This is a genomic window from Stenotrophomonas sp. (genome assembly GCF_032061965.1).
GTDB lineage: Bacteria > Pseudomonadota > Gammaproteobacteria > Xanthomonadales > Xanthomonadaceae > Stenotrophomonas.
Genome location: NZ_DAMBEF010000013.1, coordinates 90,767 through 107,062 on the forward strand (window position 1 = coordinate 90,767; position 16,296 = coordinate 107,062).

Here is a 16,296-nt window from a genome sequence, read left to right on the forward strand (position 1 = left end):
CGAAGTGGCTCCGGCGCACTGCGGTGGGCCTGTCACTGCCGCGTTTCAAACAAACATACGAATGACCGAGTCGAAGGAATCGCCTTGAGCAACTACCGGATCCTGATTGCCGCCATCTCTGCAGTGGTCCTGCTGATCGCGGCCATTTACCTGGCAGGCTTCCTGACCTTGATGTTCCTCGGGCTCGACACGGGGATGACCGAGTTCGGCACGTACTACCAGTACTTCAAGAATCTCAATCACCCGCAGGTGATGCCGTATGCCGGGCGCATCAAACTGGCCGGCGGTATCGGCGCGGTGTTGATGCTGCTGGTCTGGGCCTCCATCGTGGTGATGCTGATCAAGCTGCGCAGCCATCGCAACATCCACGGCCGTGCGCGTTTTGCCGGCATGGTTGACCTGGCCAACACGGGGCTGCTGAAGCACAAGGACGATGGCATCGTACTGGGGCAGATGAACGGCAAGCTGCTGCGGCTGTCCGGCCAGCAGTTCGTGATCCTGGCCGCGCCAACCCGTTCGGGCAAAGGCGTTGGCGTGGTCATCCCCAACCTGCTCGACTACCGCGAATCGGCCGTGGTACTGGACATCAAGCAGGAAAACTTTGACCTGACCTCGGGCTGGCGCAAATCCATCGGCCATGAGATCTACCTGTTCAACCCCTTCGCGGAAGATCGCCGCTCGCACCGTTGGAACCCGATGACCTACGTGTCCAGCGACCCGTCGTTCCGCGTGTCCGACCTGCAATCGATCTCGGCGATGCTGTACCCGGATGGTGATGACAAGGACAAGTTCTGGACCAGCCAGGCCCGCAACGCCTTCCTGGCCTTCACCCTGTATCTGTTCGAGCAGGCCGACGCCGTACCGGGATCGCCCAAGCCAACGCTGGGCCAGGTACTGCGCCTGTCCTCCGGCGACGGCACCGAGTTGAAGCCCTATCTGCAGAAGCTGGCCGAAGCCTCCTTCCTCAGCTCGCAGGCGCGCACCGCGTTTGCCGGCCTGCTGTCGCAGGCCGATGTCACCTTCGCCTCGATCATCGGCTCGTTCCGCGAGCCGCTCAATCCGTGGTTGAACCCCGTGCTGGATGCAGCCACCAGCGGCGACGATTTCCGCCTGGATGATGTGCGTCGCAAGCGCATGACCATCTATGTCGGCATCCAGCCCAACAAGTTGGCCGAAAGCCGCCTGATCGTGAATCTGTTCTTCAGCCAGCTGATCAACGTCAATACCAAGACCCTGCCGCAGAACGACAAGAGCCTCAAGCACCAGTGCCTGCTGCTGATGGACGAGTTCACCTCCATCGGCCGCGTGGACATCATCGCCAAAGCGGTGGCCTACATGGCCGGTTACAACCTGCGCCTGCTCCCCATCGTGCAGTCCATGGCCCAGCTGGATGCGGTGTACGGCAAGGAACTGTCGCGCACCATCATCACCAACCACGCGCTGCAGATCATCTACGCACCGCGCGAACAGCAGGATGCCAACGACTACTCCGAGATGCTGGGCTTCACCACCGTACGGCGGCGCGCACGCACGCATTCGCATGGCCAGAACCGGTCGGTATCGGATAACGAAGTTCTGGAAAAGCGCGCCTTGATGCTGCCCCAGGAGCTCAAGGCAATGGGCCCGGAGAAGGAGATCGTGCTGTACGAAGGCCTGGCCCACCCGGTGCTGTGCCGCAAGATCCGCTATTACAAGGATGGCTACTTCACCAAGCGGCTGCTGCCAAAGGTGGACGTCAAGCAGCTCACGCTGGCCTGACAAGAGCCGATTCGCCCTGCTTGAACAGCGGCCCCGGGGACTGGGTCCCCGCGGACAACCGCGCGCCGCGTCATCCAGCCCGACCGTCCGGCAGAGCTCTGCGGGCGGTACGCTTGCCGCCCAAGCCCGCAACCTTCGTTCACCGTCCCGCAATCGACTGCGCTCCGGGCTCCGTACGTCTCCACATTCACTTCACCCGTCGCCGGGTAGCCTCGCGACGCTTGCTATAAGCTCGTCTAAGGTTATCTGGCCGCTGGCTTCGCCGCCCCGGTAATCTGCACGTAAATTCACGGGGGTTACATGCTGTCATTTATCCAGGCTCCGGCGTTGGTGCGCCGCTGCTCGCGCGTAGTCGTTGCGCGTGCAATGCGCTGCACGGGTGGTACGAGCCGCGTGGCGGTGTTGTTGTTCTCGCTGTTTGCCATTCCGGCGTTGGCCAACGCCGCCGAGCTTGCCCCAGGTTTCAACGAATGCCCGATCGGCGCCAGCGTCAACGGCCAGTTCGACGCGGGCTGGTTTCATAATTCCCCCTCGCTGACGCGAAACCAGGACTTCCGCGCCAACCCGCCGGCCAACAACGATCCTCAGAACGGCTGGATCGAGACTGCCGGGGCAAACCCGCTGGTGGTGGCTTCAGCGACGGCCGAGTTGACCGGAAGCGGATTGGTTGAATTCAACGAAGGCCCGACCCGCAGCCGCTACCTGCAGGGCAACATCACCACCGGCAGCACGCTCACCGATGCGGCCAACAACAACTGGTACCTGGAATACAAGTTCACCACCCCGGCAGTGGTCGCCGCGGGCACGTTCTTCAAGAAGGTGCATGTGGTCAGCTATCAGGGATCGAACTTCCAGCTGGCGGTACGTGTGTTCGAAGGCGCGTCCTCTGATTTCTGGACCATTGCGCAGGATGTTCACGTCAACGTGAACCGAGCCAACGGTGATGCCAACACCTGGCAGCGCTTTTCGGCAAACAACACGCGTTACCCGATGCTCAAGCCTAACACCCAGTACACCGTCCGGCTTTACCTGTACAACCGCATTGGATCGGCAGTCATCGCCGCCAACACCAACCCCGGCATTCCCGCTGGCATGGGCGTCATTTCCGCGGACGACTTCCAGTTCGGCACAGGCGTGTGCCCTCCCGCAACGCTCAAGCTGACCAAAATTTCCAACGGCAAGGCAGGTACGTTCAGCTTTGCCGGTACCAATGGCTTCCCGACTGAGAACCTCACCACCACGGCGGCCGGCAGCACAGGCCAGGCGAGCGTCACGCATACGCTGACCGCGACCAATACACAAACCGTGGTCACCGAGAACGCTGCTACCGGCTTCCGCCTGGGCAATATCAGCTGCACCGGTCTGGGTAGCGGTGGCAACGCCACAACCGCTATTGCCGGCAACGGCGCCAACGGTGGCAGCGTTACCCTTGATGCCGCAGCTACTACATGGGGCAGCAACATCGTTTGCACCTTCACCAATGAATCCACCGAAGCAGGCTTGTGGATACGCAAGAGCAACAATGCACCGAGCCTGGTATCCGGCACCCAGACCACCTACACCATCGAACTGCACAACGATGGTCCCGGGGCCGCCGATCAGGCCGTGGTACGCGATACACCCGCCGCCGGCCTCGGCAATTGCGCCGTGGTCGCCAACAGCTGCTCGCCGACCGCTATCACCTGCCCCGCCAATCTGTCTGATGTGCTGACACCCAGTGGACTCACCCTGCCGCTGCTGCCTGCTGGCAGCGGCCTGACATTCCAGGTGCAGTGCCAGGTGCAATAAGCGGAGCAGAAAACTGCCCCGCCAGCTTGAATCAGCGGGCGGCCGGCGCAGCCTTGCGCAGCGCGATGGTGTAGAGCACCGCATAGAGCGTGGTGACGGACAGCGGCACGATGATGGTGCGCAGGATCTCCGGCGTACCTGCCAGCCAGTGAATGCTGCTCAGCAGGCTTACCGATACGGCGGCAGCCGCCAGCGGCGGCAACCACCAACCTGCGCGGCCCGGCAAGCGGGCCGACAGCGCTTCAAGCATGCGCTTGAGGAACAAGGTGATCAGCGCCGACAGTACGCCCTGCACCAGCCCTGCAATCAACGGCCGCGGCATCGGATGTGCCAGATTGGCAAATGCCGCCCAACTGCCCATGGCCACGAAGGCCACTGCCATATGCACGGCACTGCTGCGGGCGGCGGCTTGAATGTTCTGACTCACGTGCGACTTCCCTTTCGATCAAACCCGGCATGCAAAGGCAGGCCCCGGTACAACATGGCCCACCCATTGCAGACCAGAGCACGCAGTGTAGTGCCAACCGGCGCAGGGGCTTGCATGCCGATCCGGCCACATCACCCTTCCCCGCAGCTAGGGCGTATCCAAACCCAAGCCAAGAAACGAACGCATGCGCTCAAGCTCCGCTTCCAGCCCTTGCGCAAAGCCGGGCTCAGGCGGCTTCCGCCCTTCCACATAGCTCAACTGCGCGTCCAGGCTGCCGGCTGCCGCCGATACATTGCCCCAGCCAATCACCTTGTCGCGCCATAGCAGGGGTAGCGCGTAGTAACCCAGCTTGCGCTTTGCCGCTGGCGTATACGCCTCGAACCGATAGGCCCAGCCCCAGAACAACTCAAAGCGTCGGCGGTCCCATACCACCGGATCAAACGGTGTCAGCAACCGCACCTGTTCATCAGCAACCCACCGCCTGCTATCGGCGCGTTCGGATTCCGGCCATAGCCAATCCACACCATCCACGCGCACACGCTGCAAGCGCTTTCGCGCGCGCACCAAGGCGGCCTTGCGCCCTTCCTTCCATTGCGGCACACCGCCGCCCAGATACGCCACCAGCTGCCCCAGGCTGGCATCCGGCAACGGCGCGTACTTGTTGACGATCAGGTCGATCAACACATCCAGACGCTGTTCGACGTCGGCCGCTTCCACGGCGGGATCGGTCTCACGCACCGCGTACATGCGTGTGCCGCCCTGCCGCCGCGCCACGCGCAGCAGGCCGCGGTAATGCATGCCATCCAGGAGTTGGGTACTGGCATTGGACGAACCACCAAACCAATTGGTGGTCTTGCCATGGGCAAAATGCGCGTCGACCTCGCGCGGATGCACCACCCCGCGCTCGGCAATGAACGCCTGTACCGCCTGCGCCTGCTTCCAGCGTGCCGGCGTCCATTGCAAACGCGCCTGACGTGGGTGCATCAAGCCCTGGTGGGCACGCGGCAGGAAGCCGTAGTTGACGAAGTAGTCTTCCTCCAATGCCAGCCGCGGATAGCGCCGCTCCAGATCACCCGCGCGGTAGCCCGTCACCCGGTGCCGCAAGGTCAGGTCCTGCGCCCGCGCGGGGGCACGGATGGGATCGGCCTGGACAAAACCAAGTTTCTCGATCGCCCGCATCAAGGTGGTCGGCTTGAACAGCGTGCGGGCGACCGCATAGCGGCGCAGGTGATCGAGAGTGAGCGGCATGGCGAGAGTCGGCAGGTTGCTCCAGCAGGTTAGTTGGATCGCCGGATGCCGCATCGACACCCTTGACGCCGATGGCGCTGGCGCCACTGGGGTTGATTCTCGCAATATCTGCACCGCAGTTGTAGGACCGTTTGGCGCAAGGGCCGAGCGACGCTCCCGTGCATCTCGGCTCGCGTGCCCGTGGCTTATCATTCGCCATCCCAAGGAACGCACTGGCATCATGGAACGAGCCCGCACACAGCCACGCCGTTGGCCGCTTTTCATTCACGTCGCCGGTCTTGCCCTTGTAGGGCTATGCAGCGTTGGTGAAGCCCTGGCGCAGACCGCACGCAAGCCATCACCCTACGAGTACCGGCAGCAGGATGCCTCTGCGCCGGCGCGCGTTACCGGGCCGGACTACCTTGAGCGCATCGACAGCCGCGCGCAGTTCATGCAGCTGGCCCGGGTCTACAACACGGGCACGGCGCTGGAGATGCCGCACCTCATCTTCGTGATCGACCGCCGCAATGCCGGACGCATCTATTACATCAACACGCCCCGCCATGCCCTGCACGAGCAGTTCGTACGCAACCAGCGCCTGCTGCCGGGCATGACCAAGGCCACGCTCAACGCGCAATACCGCGACCCGCAGCGGCGCTTCCTGTTCGGCACGGTGAGCTGGCAGCGCGACCTGCCCGGCTATACCTACGAATTCTGGGAAGGCGACCAACTCACCGCTGCCCTGCTGCGCCAGACCGACCAGGTCCTGCATGCCTCGTTCCGTGATGCCATCCGCTTCAAGACCAACTCCACCCAGCACGAGCAGCTAGCGCGCAGCGTCGGCCTGCCCTTCATCACCCAGGAGGCCTTGCTGCGCGAGCAACGCTTCCTTCCATTGAATACCGGCCGTGCAGAAGGCAGGCTGCGCATCGTGCGAACCGAGGCTCAACTGCGCGATCTTTCGCCCCGCGATATTCCGGTGCTGGATGAAGTGCCGATCGCATTGGCGCCGGTTGCCGGCCTGGTGACCCAGCGCCCCTCCACCCTGCTGTCGCACGTCAATCTGCTGGCCAAGGGTTGGGGCATCCCCAACGTCTACATCCGCGATGCCCAGAATGCGCTCCGTCAGTACGACGGGCGCTGGGTGGAACTGGATGTCAGCAACAACGACTATCGGGTGACACCGCGCACGCGACCCGCGCGCACGCCCTCGACCACCGCGGCCCGGCCTATCGCCCGCAACCTGCCGCGGCCGGACTTGTCGGTGACAACGCTCAAGCCGTTGGCAGCGTTACGCGCGCGCGACAGCAGCCACTGCGGCGTGAAGGCAGCCAATCTTGGCGCACTCAAGACCGCCCTGCCGCCGGCTGCACGCGTGCCGGATGGCTTCTGTATCCCGTTCGCGTACTACCAGGCGACCATGCAGCGATTGCAGGTTCCGCAACGCCTGCAAGACCTGCAACGTCGCCACGGTTTCAGCACCGACGCGGGGGTACGTCGCGCTGCACTGGCGTCACTGCGCACCGAAATCAGCAATGCAACACCCGACCCTGCATTCGTGCGCGCACTGGACAGCCAATGGAAGAACCAGCTGCACAGCGTGGGCGTGTTCGTGCGCAGCTCGTCGAACTCCGAAGACCTGCCGGGCTTCAGCGGTGCGGGCCTGTACACCACGGTGCCGAATGTGACCCGCAGTGATGCACTGGCCAGGGCAGTGCAGACGGTGTGGGCATCGGTATACAACTTTGAAGCTTACGAGGCACGCAGCGCCGCCGGGCTGGGCCAGGATGCGGTGGCCATGGCGGTACTGGTGCAGGCCGCAGCCCCGTCGGACAGCTCAGGGGTGATGATCACCCGCGACCCGTTTGATGCTGCCCGCCGCCACATCACCTATATCTCCGCCAAGCGCGGCCTCGGCATCCGCGTGGTCGAAGGCAAGCGGCAAGCCGAGCAGGTGATGTATTCCACTTGGTCCAAGGCCGTGCAGGTACTCAGCCGCTCTGCCGAAGACACGCAGCTGGTTGCCAACAGCGCCGGTGGTGTACGCGAGGTACCCATCACCGGCTCGCGCCAGGTGCTGACCGACCCGCTGATCGCGCGCCTGGCTGCTATCGGCAACAAGACCAAGCAGACGCTGGGCGGCGTGGATCAGGATATCGAGTGGGCCGTGGTTGGCGACGACGTGCTGATTCTTCAGTCCCGCCCGTATGTGGATGGAAGCCGGAACTAGCCGCCAAGCCCAGGTTCCAACGCAGCAGATGGATGCGGGCTTCTCAAACGTGAACAGGTGGCCCGCGCGGCCAAAGCTAGACTCGCTTCACTGGGAAGAACACGTGCGTGGGCTATGTTCGCGCACATAACTGCCAAAGGAGCCTTCGCAATGCCCTGCGCCCCCCTTGTTTCGCGTCGCATCGCCGCCCCACTGATGTTGGCAACGCTGATGGTGGCGTGCAAACCCGCCGCGTCGCAGGACACGGGCCCCGCCGCAGCCGCGCCGGTAGCGCAGCCCCAGGCAACGGCTGCTGCAACGGACAGGTTGCCCGCCGAACTTGCGACACTGCCGCAGGCGCCATCAACCTCACCGCAACCGTGGGTGCCTTATGCGGTTGAGAAGGGAATGGGCGCGCAGTGGTGCCCCGAGAATCCCAACGACAGCCAGGTGCCCAGCGATCGTGCGCGCAGTACCGGCCTGTTGCACAAGCCCTGCCTTGGGTTGTTGCCGCAGCACCTGGCGCAGGTATTGCTGGCCATCCCCGACAAGGACATTTTCATTCCCGGCGCAGCGCGTGCGGCACTGGTCCGTGAGCCGCAAGCGTATCTGGCGCTACCCGGGCGTGGCGCGCGGCCCGATTTCCTGACTACGGTGGACTTTCTCGAAGGCATCACCGTGCGTTCCTTCGAAGGCAGCTCGGCGGCCGATACCGTTTACCTGGTGCAGGGGCCGTTCCGTTGCATCGACAACGTTGCCGACGCCGCGCCTGAAGGCGCGTATCAGCTCGATGCCGCGGGTTGCAAGGCTGCACTGGCCGATACACGTGTCTACAAGTGGTCCAGCAACGGTACCTTGGGCGACGTCACCCCGCACTACCTGCCTGCCCCGCAATTGACCCCGGCCGAGCAAGCTGCCGTTGAACCCGGTTCGTTGCAGCTCGATCTCAGCCACTTGAGCGAGGTGCCGACGTTGCGCTGGACGGCACTGCTCAAGAGTCGCAACCCGGGTGGTGGTCATGATGACTACGACCCCATCGCCATGCCTGCCGATATCCCCGCCGAGCGGCGCTTGGGCGATGCGTTGCACTTCGGCTTCCTTACCTGGGATGGCAAGGCGTTCCAGACCCAGCAGCGGGTAACGCGGGCGCAATGGCCCACACCGCACTGCAATGCCGCGCGCCCCGACAGCGGCTGTGATACGGACGCCAAGGCAAGTGGGCGCTATGCCGACCCCTTCGTTGATGAGCAGGCCCCTGCGGCAAGGAGCGGATCATGACCAATCCCCACCCCACCACCGCCACCGATATCGATATCCGCAGCAGCGCCGATCAGGTGATCGCGCAGTTCCGCCAGGGTCACCACGCCGAGGCCATGCGCCTGCTTGAACAGGCACGCGGCGATGAGCGGCCGGTGGTGCAGGAAGCCCTGGATCGCTACGTCTCCGCAGGTGCCCGTCCGCAACTGGACCAGCTCAATACGTCCGGCGCATTGCAAGGCGGGCCGGACCAGGCCGCACTGCAACGGCTGCGCCAGGCATCGCAGCCACCGCGCATGCCCGAGTACAGCCAGGTCGCGGACCAACCCAATGAGCTGGTCGGGCTGACCGAAGCGCAGAAGTACGATGTCTACGCCAGCATGGTGGAAACCCGCGGCAACCAGAACGCGCGCGACGCACTGGGCACGCAGGACAGCGTGCTGCTCGGCCTGCGCAAGGAGACCTCGACGCTCGCCTCGATGGACAGCAACGGCCAACGCGGCACCGGCGTGTACGACGACCAGATTGCGGTACTGCGCAAGGACGCCAACGGCGGCAGGCACTGGTACATGGCCGACCGCGCCAGCACCGAACCCACCGCGCAGTACGACCGCCACGCCGAGCCCGCGCCGGGCCGCGAACGCACGCCTTATGCCGATGTGACCTGGCGCCGCGCCGAGGGCGAGGATGTGAACGGCGACCGCCGTGAAGATCTTGGCCGGTTGGCCGAGGGCACCATCGAAATGAGCTCCACCACCCACACAAACCCGCGATCGGCAGGCACCAACCAGGCGTTCCGGCCTTCGACCGAACAGTTGACCGCACCACGCGATGCCGACCTGGTGCAACGCGACAGCAATGGCGATGGCCTGTTCAACCAGCACGATACCAACGGCATGCAGGACTTGAACCGCACCTTCAAGATCCATAGCGGCTCGCGCACCAATACCGACTCCGCAGGTTGCCAGACCATCCACCCCTCGGACTTCTCGTCCTTCATGGACGCCGCCAGGGCCAATCCAGCGCAGACCCGCTGGCAGTACGTGCTGACCTCGACCACCGAGCCGCCTGCCCAACAGCAGGAACAGGGCCGCGCACAGGAACCGCGCCAACAGCAGGCACCTGCAGGCGCCGCGGCTGCCGAGCGCCACGGCATGAACCAGCCAGGCCCTTTCAACGACGCACACGCAGACCAATACCTGGCTGCGGCAATGAGCGGCAACAGCGATGCGCTGGATAGACTGGCGATGAACTTCGCCCAATCGAACGAAGGGCAGCGCATGGCACAGATGGGCGATGACCTGCTTGCCCGCCAACAGGCGATGGACCGCCAGGTCGCGCAGCCGCAACACGCACCGCAGGAACACGCGCGGCAGTAATCACCAGAACACGGCACCAAGGACGCAACATGGACAGAGGCAACCAGGGAACGAACAACGCCAGCACCGCCGACGCAGTGAAGGCGCTGCTGATGCTGCGTTCGGAAATGGTCCAGCGCGAGGCACGCATGAGCGCCGCCTTCGACGAGCGCATGCAGGCGCTTGCGCAGCAGGTAACGCAGGTGCGCAGCGACATCGCCGGCCTGGTAGGCGGCGCCAGCGCACAGATCGCACGCGAGGCCAAGGATGCCGTATCACCGGTAGCAACCGAATACGGCCGCGCCGTCTCCGCCACCTCCGCCCACCTGCAAGGTGCCAACCGCATGGTCTGGCTATGGCTGGGCGCAGCCGCTTCCATCCTGCTGCTGGTGCTGTTGGTGGGCTGGGCAGTGCTGGGCTACTACCGCCGCGAGCTTTCGCAGGCCAAGGATGAGCTTGCGCGCTACGAAAATGCGGTACCGGTCATGCAGGCCTTCGCCGCGTCGGACGCCATCATCTGCGATGGCCGCATCTGCATCAATCCGGATAGCGCGGCCAAGAGCCAGGCTGATAACAGGCAGTACCGGGTGGCCAAGCCAAGGCCTTGATCCAAGACCTGAAATCCGGATTGGGGTTGGGGTCACTGATCAACAAACGCCAAGGCGCAAACCCACACGCTGATGGGCTGTCCGCAATAGCGCGATCGCGCACAGGATGTTCATCATCACCTCCCCCGCTCATCGCATAGCTCGCGGACGGTAAACCCCACGTCATCCTGGATGCGTTGTGCCATTCGCTCCAGGCCATCCAGGCGCTCGTGCAGATAACTGTCAGACGGAACCACTGCACGCAAACGCTCGCTGACATCGACGGACCAATTCTGCGGCCCGGTATCACGGGTATTGGTGGGCTTTCCAATGCGCCAAGGCAGCAGCATTGCCCTCTGCGAATCGGAATGCAGCATCTGTTGCCGGCCATCGCTCCAGATCAGCTGGATGGCCGCGAACGGATCGTCGTCCGTCCAGCGCATATCTTCACCGAAGTCCTCATCAACCAACGCCCCGGTTCCTTTGTTCTTCACGTATTGCCCACCCAACACCAGCTGCGTCTGTGCACTGCACCGTCCTGTTGAGTCCGGATAACGCACGTCATCTGGAATCAACTGCCCGCGCCGGATGCGTGAAGCAACCTCGCGCACGCCACGGCTATGTGACCAGGCCGGCGCCCGTACGGCGTCGACCAGGGCCTTCACGTCCGCAACGGCGACATTGCGCGCGGGATTTTGGCGGTTTCCATCGCGGTTGCGATAGCTGCCACGCAGTCTGTAGTCCCCTTGGCCGGCTGCGCGATCAAACGCAAAGCTTTCCTCGATAAAATCCCACCCCATGTGTTGGTAGCTGACGACAATGCGTACCGGCAAGTCACTGCCGGCTGTCGCTGCCACGGCAGGCGCTGTCACGCTTATCAGCAGCAATGCCGCAAAAAGCCAGCAATAGGGATGGGCCCGCCATCGTCGATGACTCATTTTGCCGTCGCGCCACCCAGGTGCTGGCCAAGAAAGCCCAGCAAGCGCGCGTAATACTCGCGCCGATGCGGTTCGGTGTAGAAGCCATGTCCCTCGTTGGGGTAGTACAGGGTTTCCACCGGCACACCCGCGCGCTTCAATGCCCGCTCCATGCGTTTGCTGTGTTCGATCGGCGCACGCTCATCCCTGCCGCCGGCAGCCAGGAACACGGGGACCTTGATGCGATCAGCCAGATTCACCGGCGAGCGCGCGCCCAGCTCGCGGCGGTCGCCCAGCCAGTCCGCCGCCCAGGTGCGCCCGGAACCACTGCCCTGCGAGGTGTCGCGATGCATCAGCTCCAGGTCGTAGACACCCACGTAGCCGGCGGCACAGCGATACAGGCCCGGGTCGCGTGCCGCACCCATCAGGGCGGCATAACCGCCGTAGCTGGCGCCGTAAATGCAGATACGTTCGCGGTCGGCCACGCCTTCCTTGATCGCCCACTGGGTGGCATCGGCCAGGTCGTCCTGCATGCGCGCGCCCCATTCGCGGCTGCCCGCGTCGGTAAAAGCGCGCCCATAGTTGCCCGAGCCACGATAGTTGACCCGCAGCACCGCATAGCCAGCAGCGGCCAGCAACTGCGCGTCGTCGTCGAAACGCCATTGGTCGAACACCGTGAAGGGCCCACCGTGGGGCAGCAACACCATCGGCCGCGGACCATTGGCGGCGGTAAGCGGCTCGGTCAGATAGCCATGCAGCTGCATGCCATCACGCGCACGGAAGTTGACCAGGCGCGAGGGCGGCACCTGCGTTGGCACGAACCATTCGCGGCGACTGAAGATACGGTCGGCCTTCTTCTGTTCGGTATCAAACAGGAAGTAGTCGCCGTTGTTGCGGTCGCCCCAGACGAACAGCAACACATAGCGACCATCGGCGGTAGCCGAGGTCATGCGCACCGCGTCGTGCACGAACACTTTTTCAAGGCTGCGATAGAGGCGCGGCGTGCGCGCGGCTTCATCGAAGAAGCGGTTGCTGATGCGCTCGTGCATGAACGATGCACCTATCGGTGTCTTGCCGTCCAGGTCATAGAGGATCTGGTAAGGATCGACCACTGCATCGCGCAGCAGCTCCACTTCCTTGCCGGTAACCGGGTCCCAGGACACGATGCTGTCCGGGCCACTAGCCTGCTCCACCTGCAGGTAGGCCAGCTTTCCGTCCGCGCTGAAACCCAAGGGAAAGCGGCGCTGACCGCTGCTGCCGGCATCGTTGATCAGCCGCCAATCCTCCCCGCGGGCGTCGCGGTAATACAGCTTGGAGATGTTGTCGACATTGGCGCCCACTGCAAAGCGCACTTCGCCGGCCTGATCGGAAATGAAGCTGGCACGCCGTACCGGCACCTCGGCAATGCGGATGCGGTTGCGGTTGTAGATGTCCAGCTTCTCTACGCGCACGAACGGATCGTTGGTGACGGGCACCGCCGACACCAGCACATTGCGTGTATCGCCCGCCAATGGGTCCAGCATGTAGACCATCTGCTCGAGCGTGTTGCGCACTTCCGTGACCAGGCCCGCATGCTCGCGCACGCCGTAAGGGCTGGCCAACAACATGCTGTACTTGCCGTCCACGTTCACCGCGTGCAGCTCGCCGATGGACACCGGCTCATCGCGCGAGCCCTGCTTGCGTGACAGCGAGACCACGACGCGCTCATCGTTGGCCCACCAGAAGTCATCCACCACCGAGTCCGCCCCGCCCATGATCTTGGCGGTGAAGGCGTGATCCTCACGGCGCAGGATAAGCAAGGCGGTACGGTCTTCCAGCGGCTTGGTCACCGCGAAATGCTTGCCGTCGGGTGAAATCTTCACCCACTCATAGACGTCCTGCTGGACATAGGGCGTAAGGTCCACGGCATCCGCTGCCCGCACCCCGGCCGACACCACGCATAGAAACAACGCCAACCAGAACCGCATACCGATCCCCTCCCTGGCAACCCAGACCCCACTGGTAGGCGGAGCATGGGGCAAAACCGGGGTCAGAGTCGAGTTCCTACACCACCACCCCGGCTACAGGGATAGCCTTCATCCCCCATCCCGCCCACCCTCACCGTTGGACACCTGGACGGGACCGCACATGGCACGGCAACCGCGTATCGACCTGGCCGGCATAGCGCAACACGTGATCCAGCGCGGCAATGACCGGCAGCCCTGCTTTTTCCGCGATATCGACCGCACGCGCTACCTGCAGGACCTGCGGGAACTGTCCATCAAGTTCGGTTGCGGCCTGCACGCCTATGTATTGATGACCAACCACGTCCACCTGCTGATTACGCCCACGGAAGCAGGTGCCATCAGTCACATGATGCAATCGCTGGGCCGGCGCTATGTCCGCTATGTCAACGATGCCTATACGCGAACGGGCACCCTTTGGGAGGGCCGCTACAAGTCACATCTGGTCGCCAGTGATGAGCATTTACTGCGTTGCTATCGCTATATCGAACTGAACCCCGTCCGCGCCCGCATGGTTGCGCGCCCCGAAGACTATGCCTGGTCGAGCTACCGCCACAATGCCCTCGGCATGCCCGACCCCGCCCTGCAGGCGCACGTCTGCTATCAACGGCTTGGTCCCACCCTGCAACAGCGTCAGATGGCTTACAAGGTGCTGGTAGATGAGATCAATGCAGAGGACGCCGAGCAGTTCCGCACGCATCTGCACAAGCAGCAGCCCATGGGCAACGACCGCTTTCGCGCATCCATCGAACAGCAACTGGGACGCAGCCTAAGCCCGCGCAAGAGCGGCCGGCCGAAAACCCGACTCTGACCCCGGTTTCACTTCCACCCGGTTGCGGCCGGCGTGCTTGCCCCGGTATAGCGCCGCGTCGGCTTCCTGCAGGGCATGGTCCAGGCCGGCTTCGCTATCAAAACTGCCCGAGACGCCGATGGTCACGGTGCAGCGCAGCCCCACATAGTCCGGGCCTTGCAGCATTGGCTTGCGCTCTATCGCCTCGCGCACACGTTCTGCGAGAGCAAGCGCCGATGGGTCATCGCCGCCCACGCAGATGGCAACAAACTCCTCGCCGCCAAGCCGGCAGAGCAGATCCTCCTTGCGCACAGCACCACGCAACGCATCCGCTACCCCGCACAGCACTGCATCGCCAACGTGGTGGCCATAGTTGTCATTGATGTGTTTGAAATGGTCCACATCGATGAGTAGCAGATGCGCTTGCCTGCCACGACGGAAGTAGCCTTCCAGCTCGGCACTCAAACCACGCCGATTGAGCAACTGCGTCATCGGATCGCAGGCGGCACTTGCGCGCAGCGTATCGGTAAGTCGGCGCAGCACCAACCACACAATCGAAGGCGGAAGAATGGTAGCCAGCGAACACATGTAGACGTAGAACACCATCTGGAACTGCTGGTCCGCCGCCAAGCCTGCCAATCCACCGCTCAGCAGTTTGACCAGCTTGATCACATTCAATACGCAGATGCCGCTGATCAGGCCTGCGAACAACAGCATCTCACCGCGCAGATCCCGAGCGAAGCTGCGCATGCCGTGCACCAGCATTGCCACCATGCCAACAAACCACACCGCGCAGGCACCCGCGAGCATGACGTAGCGCCCCAGCGAACCCCACCCCCAATTGGCCAAGGCCTGCGCTGCGCAGTAGCCCAAGGCAAGGCACAACAAGGGCCGCAACAACGGCGTATTCAAGCCAAAGAAGCGTGCACCGCCCACGCAATACGCCAGCAACGAGCAGAGCGTGAGCGTGTGGTTGGCAACGCTCATCAGGTTCCAGCCCGGCGCACCCTCCAGCAGCTGCAGTACGTAAGCACCGCCCAGCATCAGGTTGCCGACCGCAAACACATCCATGCCCATCTTCTCGCCACGCAGGCGGCGGCTGATCAGCAGGAACATCACGGTAAAGCTCAGCAGGTAGACGCAGAGCATGCCGACTAGGAGGGTGGCGATCATCAGGCATTCGATACTTTGGGCAGACAAAGGCATAGCCGCCCGCGATGCGGACCGATCAATGCCCAACGTGAAATCGCAACGCTGCCGTTAGCCCCCCGGCAAACTGCGTTGTCCCCGGGCGGTATGGTACCGAAATCGGTTGAGGCAATTGGATTTGCACGCGCCTCGAGACGTTTTGTGACGGCCTGCCGGCAACTCTTACGCCTGGCCGCCAGCTAGATCAGTGCTCGCCCGCCGCTAGTCCCCTGATCGAAGCGGAATCTCACTCCGGAATCTCACTCTGACCCCGGTTTCGCATGCCTCAATCCACGCGTCGCGAGCAACGCACATCCCACCTGCCCTGCGCAGCAACAAACAACGAAACCAGCTGGACAAGCGAGCCACACGGCGACAGCGACAATAGATCCTCTTCCAGGGCATCCCGCAGCCCCGCGAACTCATGAAACGCATGGTCCAGATCATTAGGACCATCTTCGTGATCGCGCGAATGCTGCGGATGCAAGGCTGGCAGTAATACCTGCTCCGGCACGAAAAAGCTCTCCTTGCTCTAAACAAGAGCGAATCGCAGCATCGGCGTCCCGAACCTTGCCGCGCAGCAAAACTGCGCCATGCGTCTTCCAGTTACCCGCATCCCGATACAGGTACTCCAATACGGCGAATCCCTTCTCCCTCTCCATTTCTCACTCCCGCTGACCAAAGAGCAGCAAGATTGCCCTGGGCCAGTCCCATCGGCTGAGATGGAAGATCTGTAATGACCCACTGAAAACCTGCTCAGGTGTTAGTTTTCCCAAAGGAGACACCG

At 63.3% G+C, this 16,296-nt stretch carries 13 protein-coding genes; 7 read left to right on the top strand and 6 right to left on the bottom strand.

Going from position 1 to position 16,296, the window contains the following annotated elements; translation table 11 throughout:
* The first annotated feature begins 84 nt into the window (after positions 1-84).
* Together RT460_RS09130 and RT460_RS09135 are read left to right on the top strand one after the other, a co-directional pair.
* Entirely contained in the window at positions 85-1,758 is a 1,674-nt protein-coding gene (locus tag RT460_RS09130; RefSeq protein ID WP_313318544.1) for a type IV secretory system conjugative DNA transfer family protein, read from the top strand.
* Positions 1,759-2,058: 300 nt separating this feature from the next.
* Positions 2,059-3,546, top strand: a complete 1,488-nt coding sequence (locus RT460_RS09135) for a hypothetical protein (protein ID WP_313318545.1) — start codon at positions 2,059-2,061, stop codon at positions 3,544-3,546.
* A 31-nt stretch (positions 3,547-3,577) separates the two neighbouring features.
* Here the strand turns inward: RT460_RS09135 and RT460_RS09140 are convergent, their stop codons facing one another.
* Both RT460_RS09140 and RT460_RS09145 read right to left on the bottom strand, forming a co-directional pair.
* Positions 3,578-3,973 (bottom strand): hypothetical protein, encoded by a 396-nt coding sequence (locus tag RT460_RS09140; protein WP_313318546.1) that lies wholly within the window; start codon positions 3,971-3,973, stop codon positions 3,578-3,580.
* A 147-nt stretch (positions 3,974-4,120) separates the two neighbouring features.
* A complete protein-coding gene (locus tag RT460_RS09145; RefSeq protein ID WP_313318547.1) occupies positions 4,121-5,221 on the bottom strand; it encodes a crosslink repair DNA glycosylase YcaQ family protein in 1,101 nt (366 codons plus the stop codon).
* 220 nt (positions 5,222-5,441) lie between these two features.
* Here RT460_RS09145 and RT460_RS09150 point away from each other — a divergent pair, with 220 nt between their 5' ends.
* From RT460_RS09150 to RT460_RS09165, 4 genes are all read left to right on the top strand, one after another.
* Entirely contained in the window at positions 5,442-7,430 is a 1,989-nt protein-coding gene (locus RT460_RS09150; protein WP_313318548.1) for a PEP/pyruvate-binding domain-containing protein, read from the top strand.
* Between the two features lie 150 nt (positions 7,431-7,580).
* The gene (locus RT460_RS09155) at positions 7,581-8,687 is read left to right on the top strand and encodes a hypothetical protein (protein WP_313318549.1); all 1,107 of its coding nucleotides are present in this window, start codon (positions 7,581-7,583) and stop codon (positions 8,685-8,687) included.
* Positions 8,684-10,045, top strand: coding sequence for a hypothetical protein (locus tag RT460_RS09160; RefSeq protein WP_313318550.1), 1,362 nt, complete (start codon positions 8,684-8,686; stop codon positions 10,043-10,045). The genes RT460_RS09155 and RT460_RS09160 overlap by 4 nt, the downstream gene beginning before the upstream one ends.
* A 29-nt stretch (positions 10,046-10,074) precedes the next feature.
* Complete coding sequence (locus RT460_RS09165) at positions 10,075-10,632, top strand: hypothetical protein (protein ID WP_313318551.1); 558 nt, start codon at positions 10,075-10,077, stop codon at positions 10,630-10,632.
* Positions 10,633-10,748: 116 nt separating this feature from the next.
* Here RT460_RS09165 and RT460_RS09170 read toward each other — a convergent pair whose 3' ends face one another.
* Positions 10,749-11,483, bottom strand: coding sequence for a hypothetical protein (locus RT460_RS09170; protein WP_313318552.1), 735 nt, complete (start codon positions 11,481-11,483; stop codon positions 10,749-10,751).
* A gap of 62 nt (positions 11,484-11,545) precedes the next feature.
* Positions 11,546-13,495, bottom strand: a complete 1,950-nt coding sequence (locus RT460_RS09175) for a S9 family peptidase (RefSeq protein ID WP_313318553.1) — start codon at positions 13,493-13,495, stop codon at positions 11,546-11,548.
* A gap of 160 nt (positions 13,496-13,655) precedes the next feature.
* On the opposite strand from RT460_RS09175, the gene RT460_RS09180 reads away from it, so the two are divergent.
* The gene (locus RT460_RS09180) at positions 13,656-14,342 is read left to right on the top strand and encodes a transposase (RefSeq protein WP_313318554.1); all 687 of its coding nucleotides are present in this window, start codon (positions 13,656-13,658) and stop codon (positions 14,340-14,342) included.
* Here the strand turns inward: RT460_RS09180 and RT460_RS09185 are convergent.
* Both RT460_RS09185 and RT460_RS09190 read right to left on the bottom strand, forming a co-directional pair.
* On the bottom strand, positions 14,301-15,494 hold the full coding sequence (locus tag RT460_RS09185) for a GGDEF domain-containing protein (protein ID WP_313318556.1): 1,194 nt from the start codon (positions 15,492-15,494) through the stop codon (positions 14,301-14,303). The two genes, RT460_RS09180 and RT460_RS09185, sit on opposite strands and share 42 nt — an antisense overlap.
* 301 nt (positions 15,495-15,795) lie before the next feature.
* On the bottom strand, positions 15,796-16,023 hold the full coding sequence (locus RT460_RS09190) for a hypothetical protein (protein WP_313318558.1): 228 nt from the start codon (positions 16,021-16,023) through the stop codon (positions 15,796-15,798).
* Between the last annotated feature and the right edge of the window lie 273 nt (positions 16,024-16,296).

Coding starts and splice junctions, on each gene's coding strand:
- RT460_RS09135 (WP_313318545.1), top strand. CDS start 2,059: ATGCTGTCATTTATCCAGGCTCCGGCGTTGGTGCGCCGCTGCTCGCGC.
- RT460_RS09145 (WP_313318547.1), bottom strand. CDS start 5,221: ATGCCGCTCACTCTCGATCACCTGCGCCGCTATGCGGTCGCCCGCACG.
- RT460_RS09150 (WP_313318548.1), top strand. CDS start 5,442: ATGGAACGAGCCCGCACACAGCCACGCCGTTGGCCGCTTTTCATTCAC.
- RT460_RS09155 (WP_313318549.1), top strand. CDS start 7,581: ATGCCCTGCGCCCCCCTTGTTTCGCGTCGCATCGCCGCCCCACTGATG.
- RT460_RS09160 (WP_313318550.1), top strand. CDS start 8,684: ATGACCAATCCCCACCCCACCACCGCCACCGATATCGATATCCGCAGC.
- RT460_RS09165 (WP_313318551.1), top strand. CDS start 10,075: ATGGACAGAGGCAACCAGGGAACGAACAACGCCAGCACCGCCGACGCA.
- RT460_RS09175 (WP_313318553.1), bottom strand. CDS start 13,495: ATGCGGTTCTGGTTGGCGTTGTTTCTATGCGTGGTGTCGGCCGGGGTG.
- RT460_RS09180 (WP_313318554.1), top strand. CDS start 13,656: ATGGCACGGCAACCGCGTATCGACCTGGCCGGCATAGCGCAACACGTG.
- RT460_RS09185 (WP_313318556.1), bottom strand. CDS start 15,494: ATGATCGCCACCCTCCTAGTCGGCATGCTCTGCGTCTACCTGCTGAGC.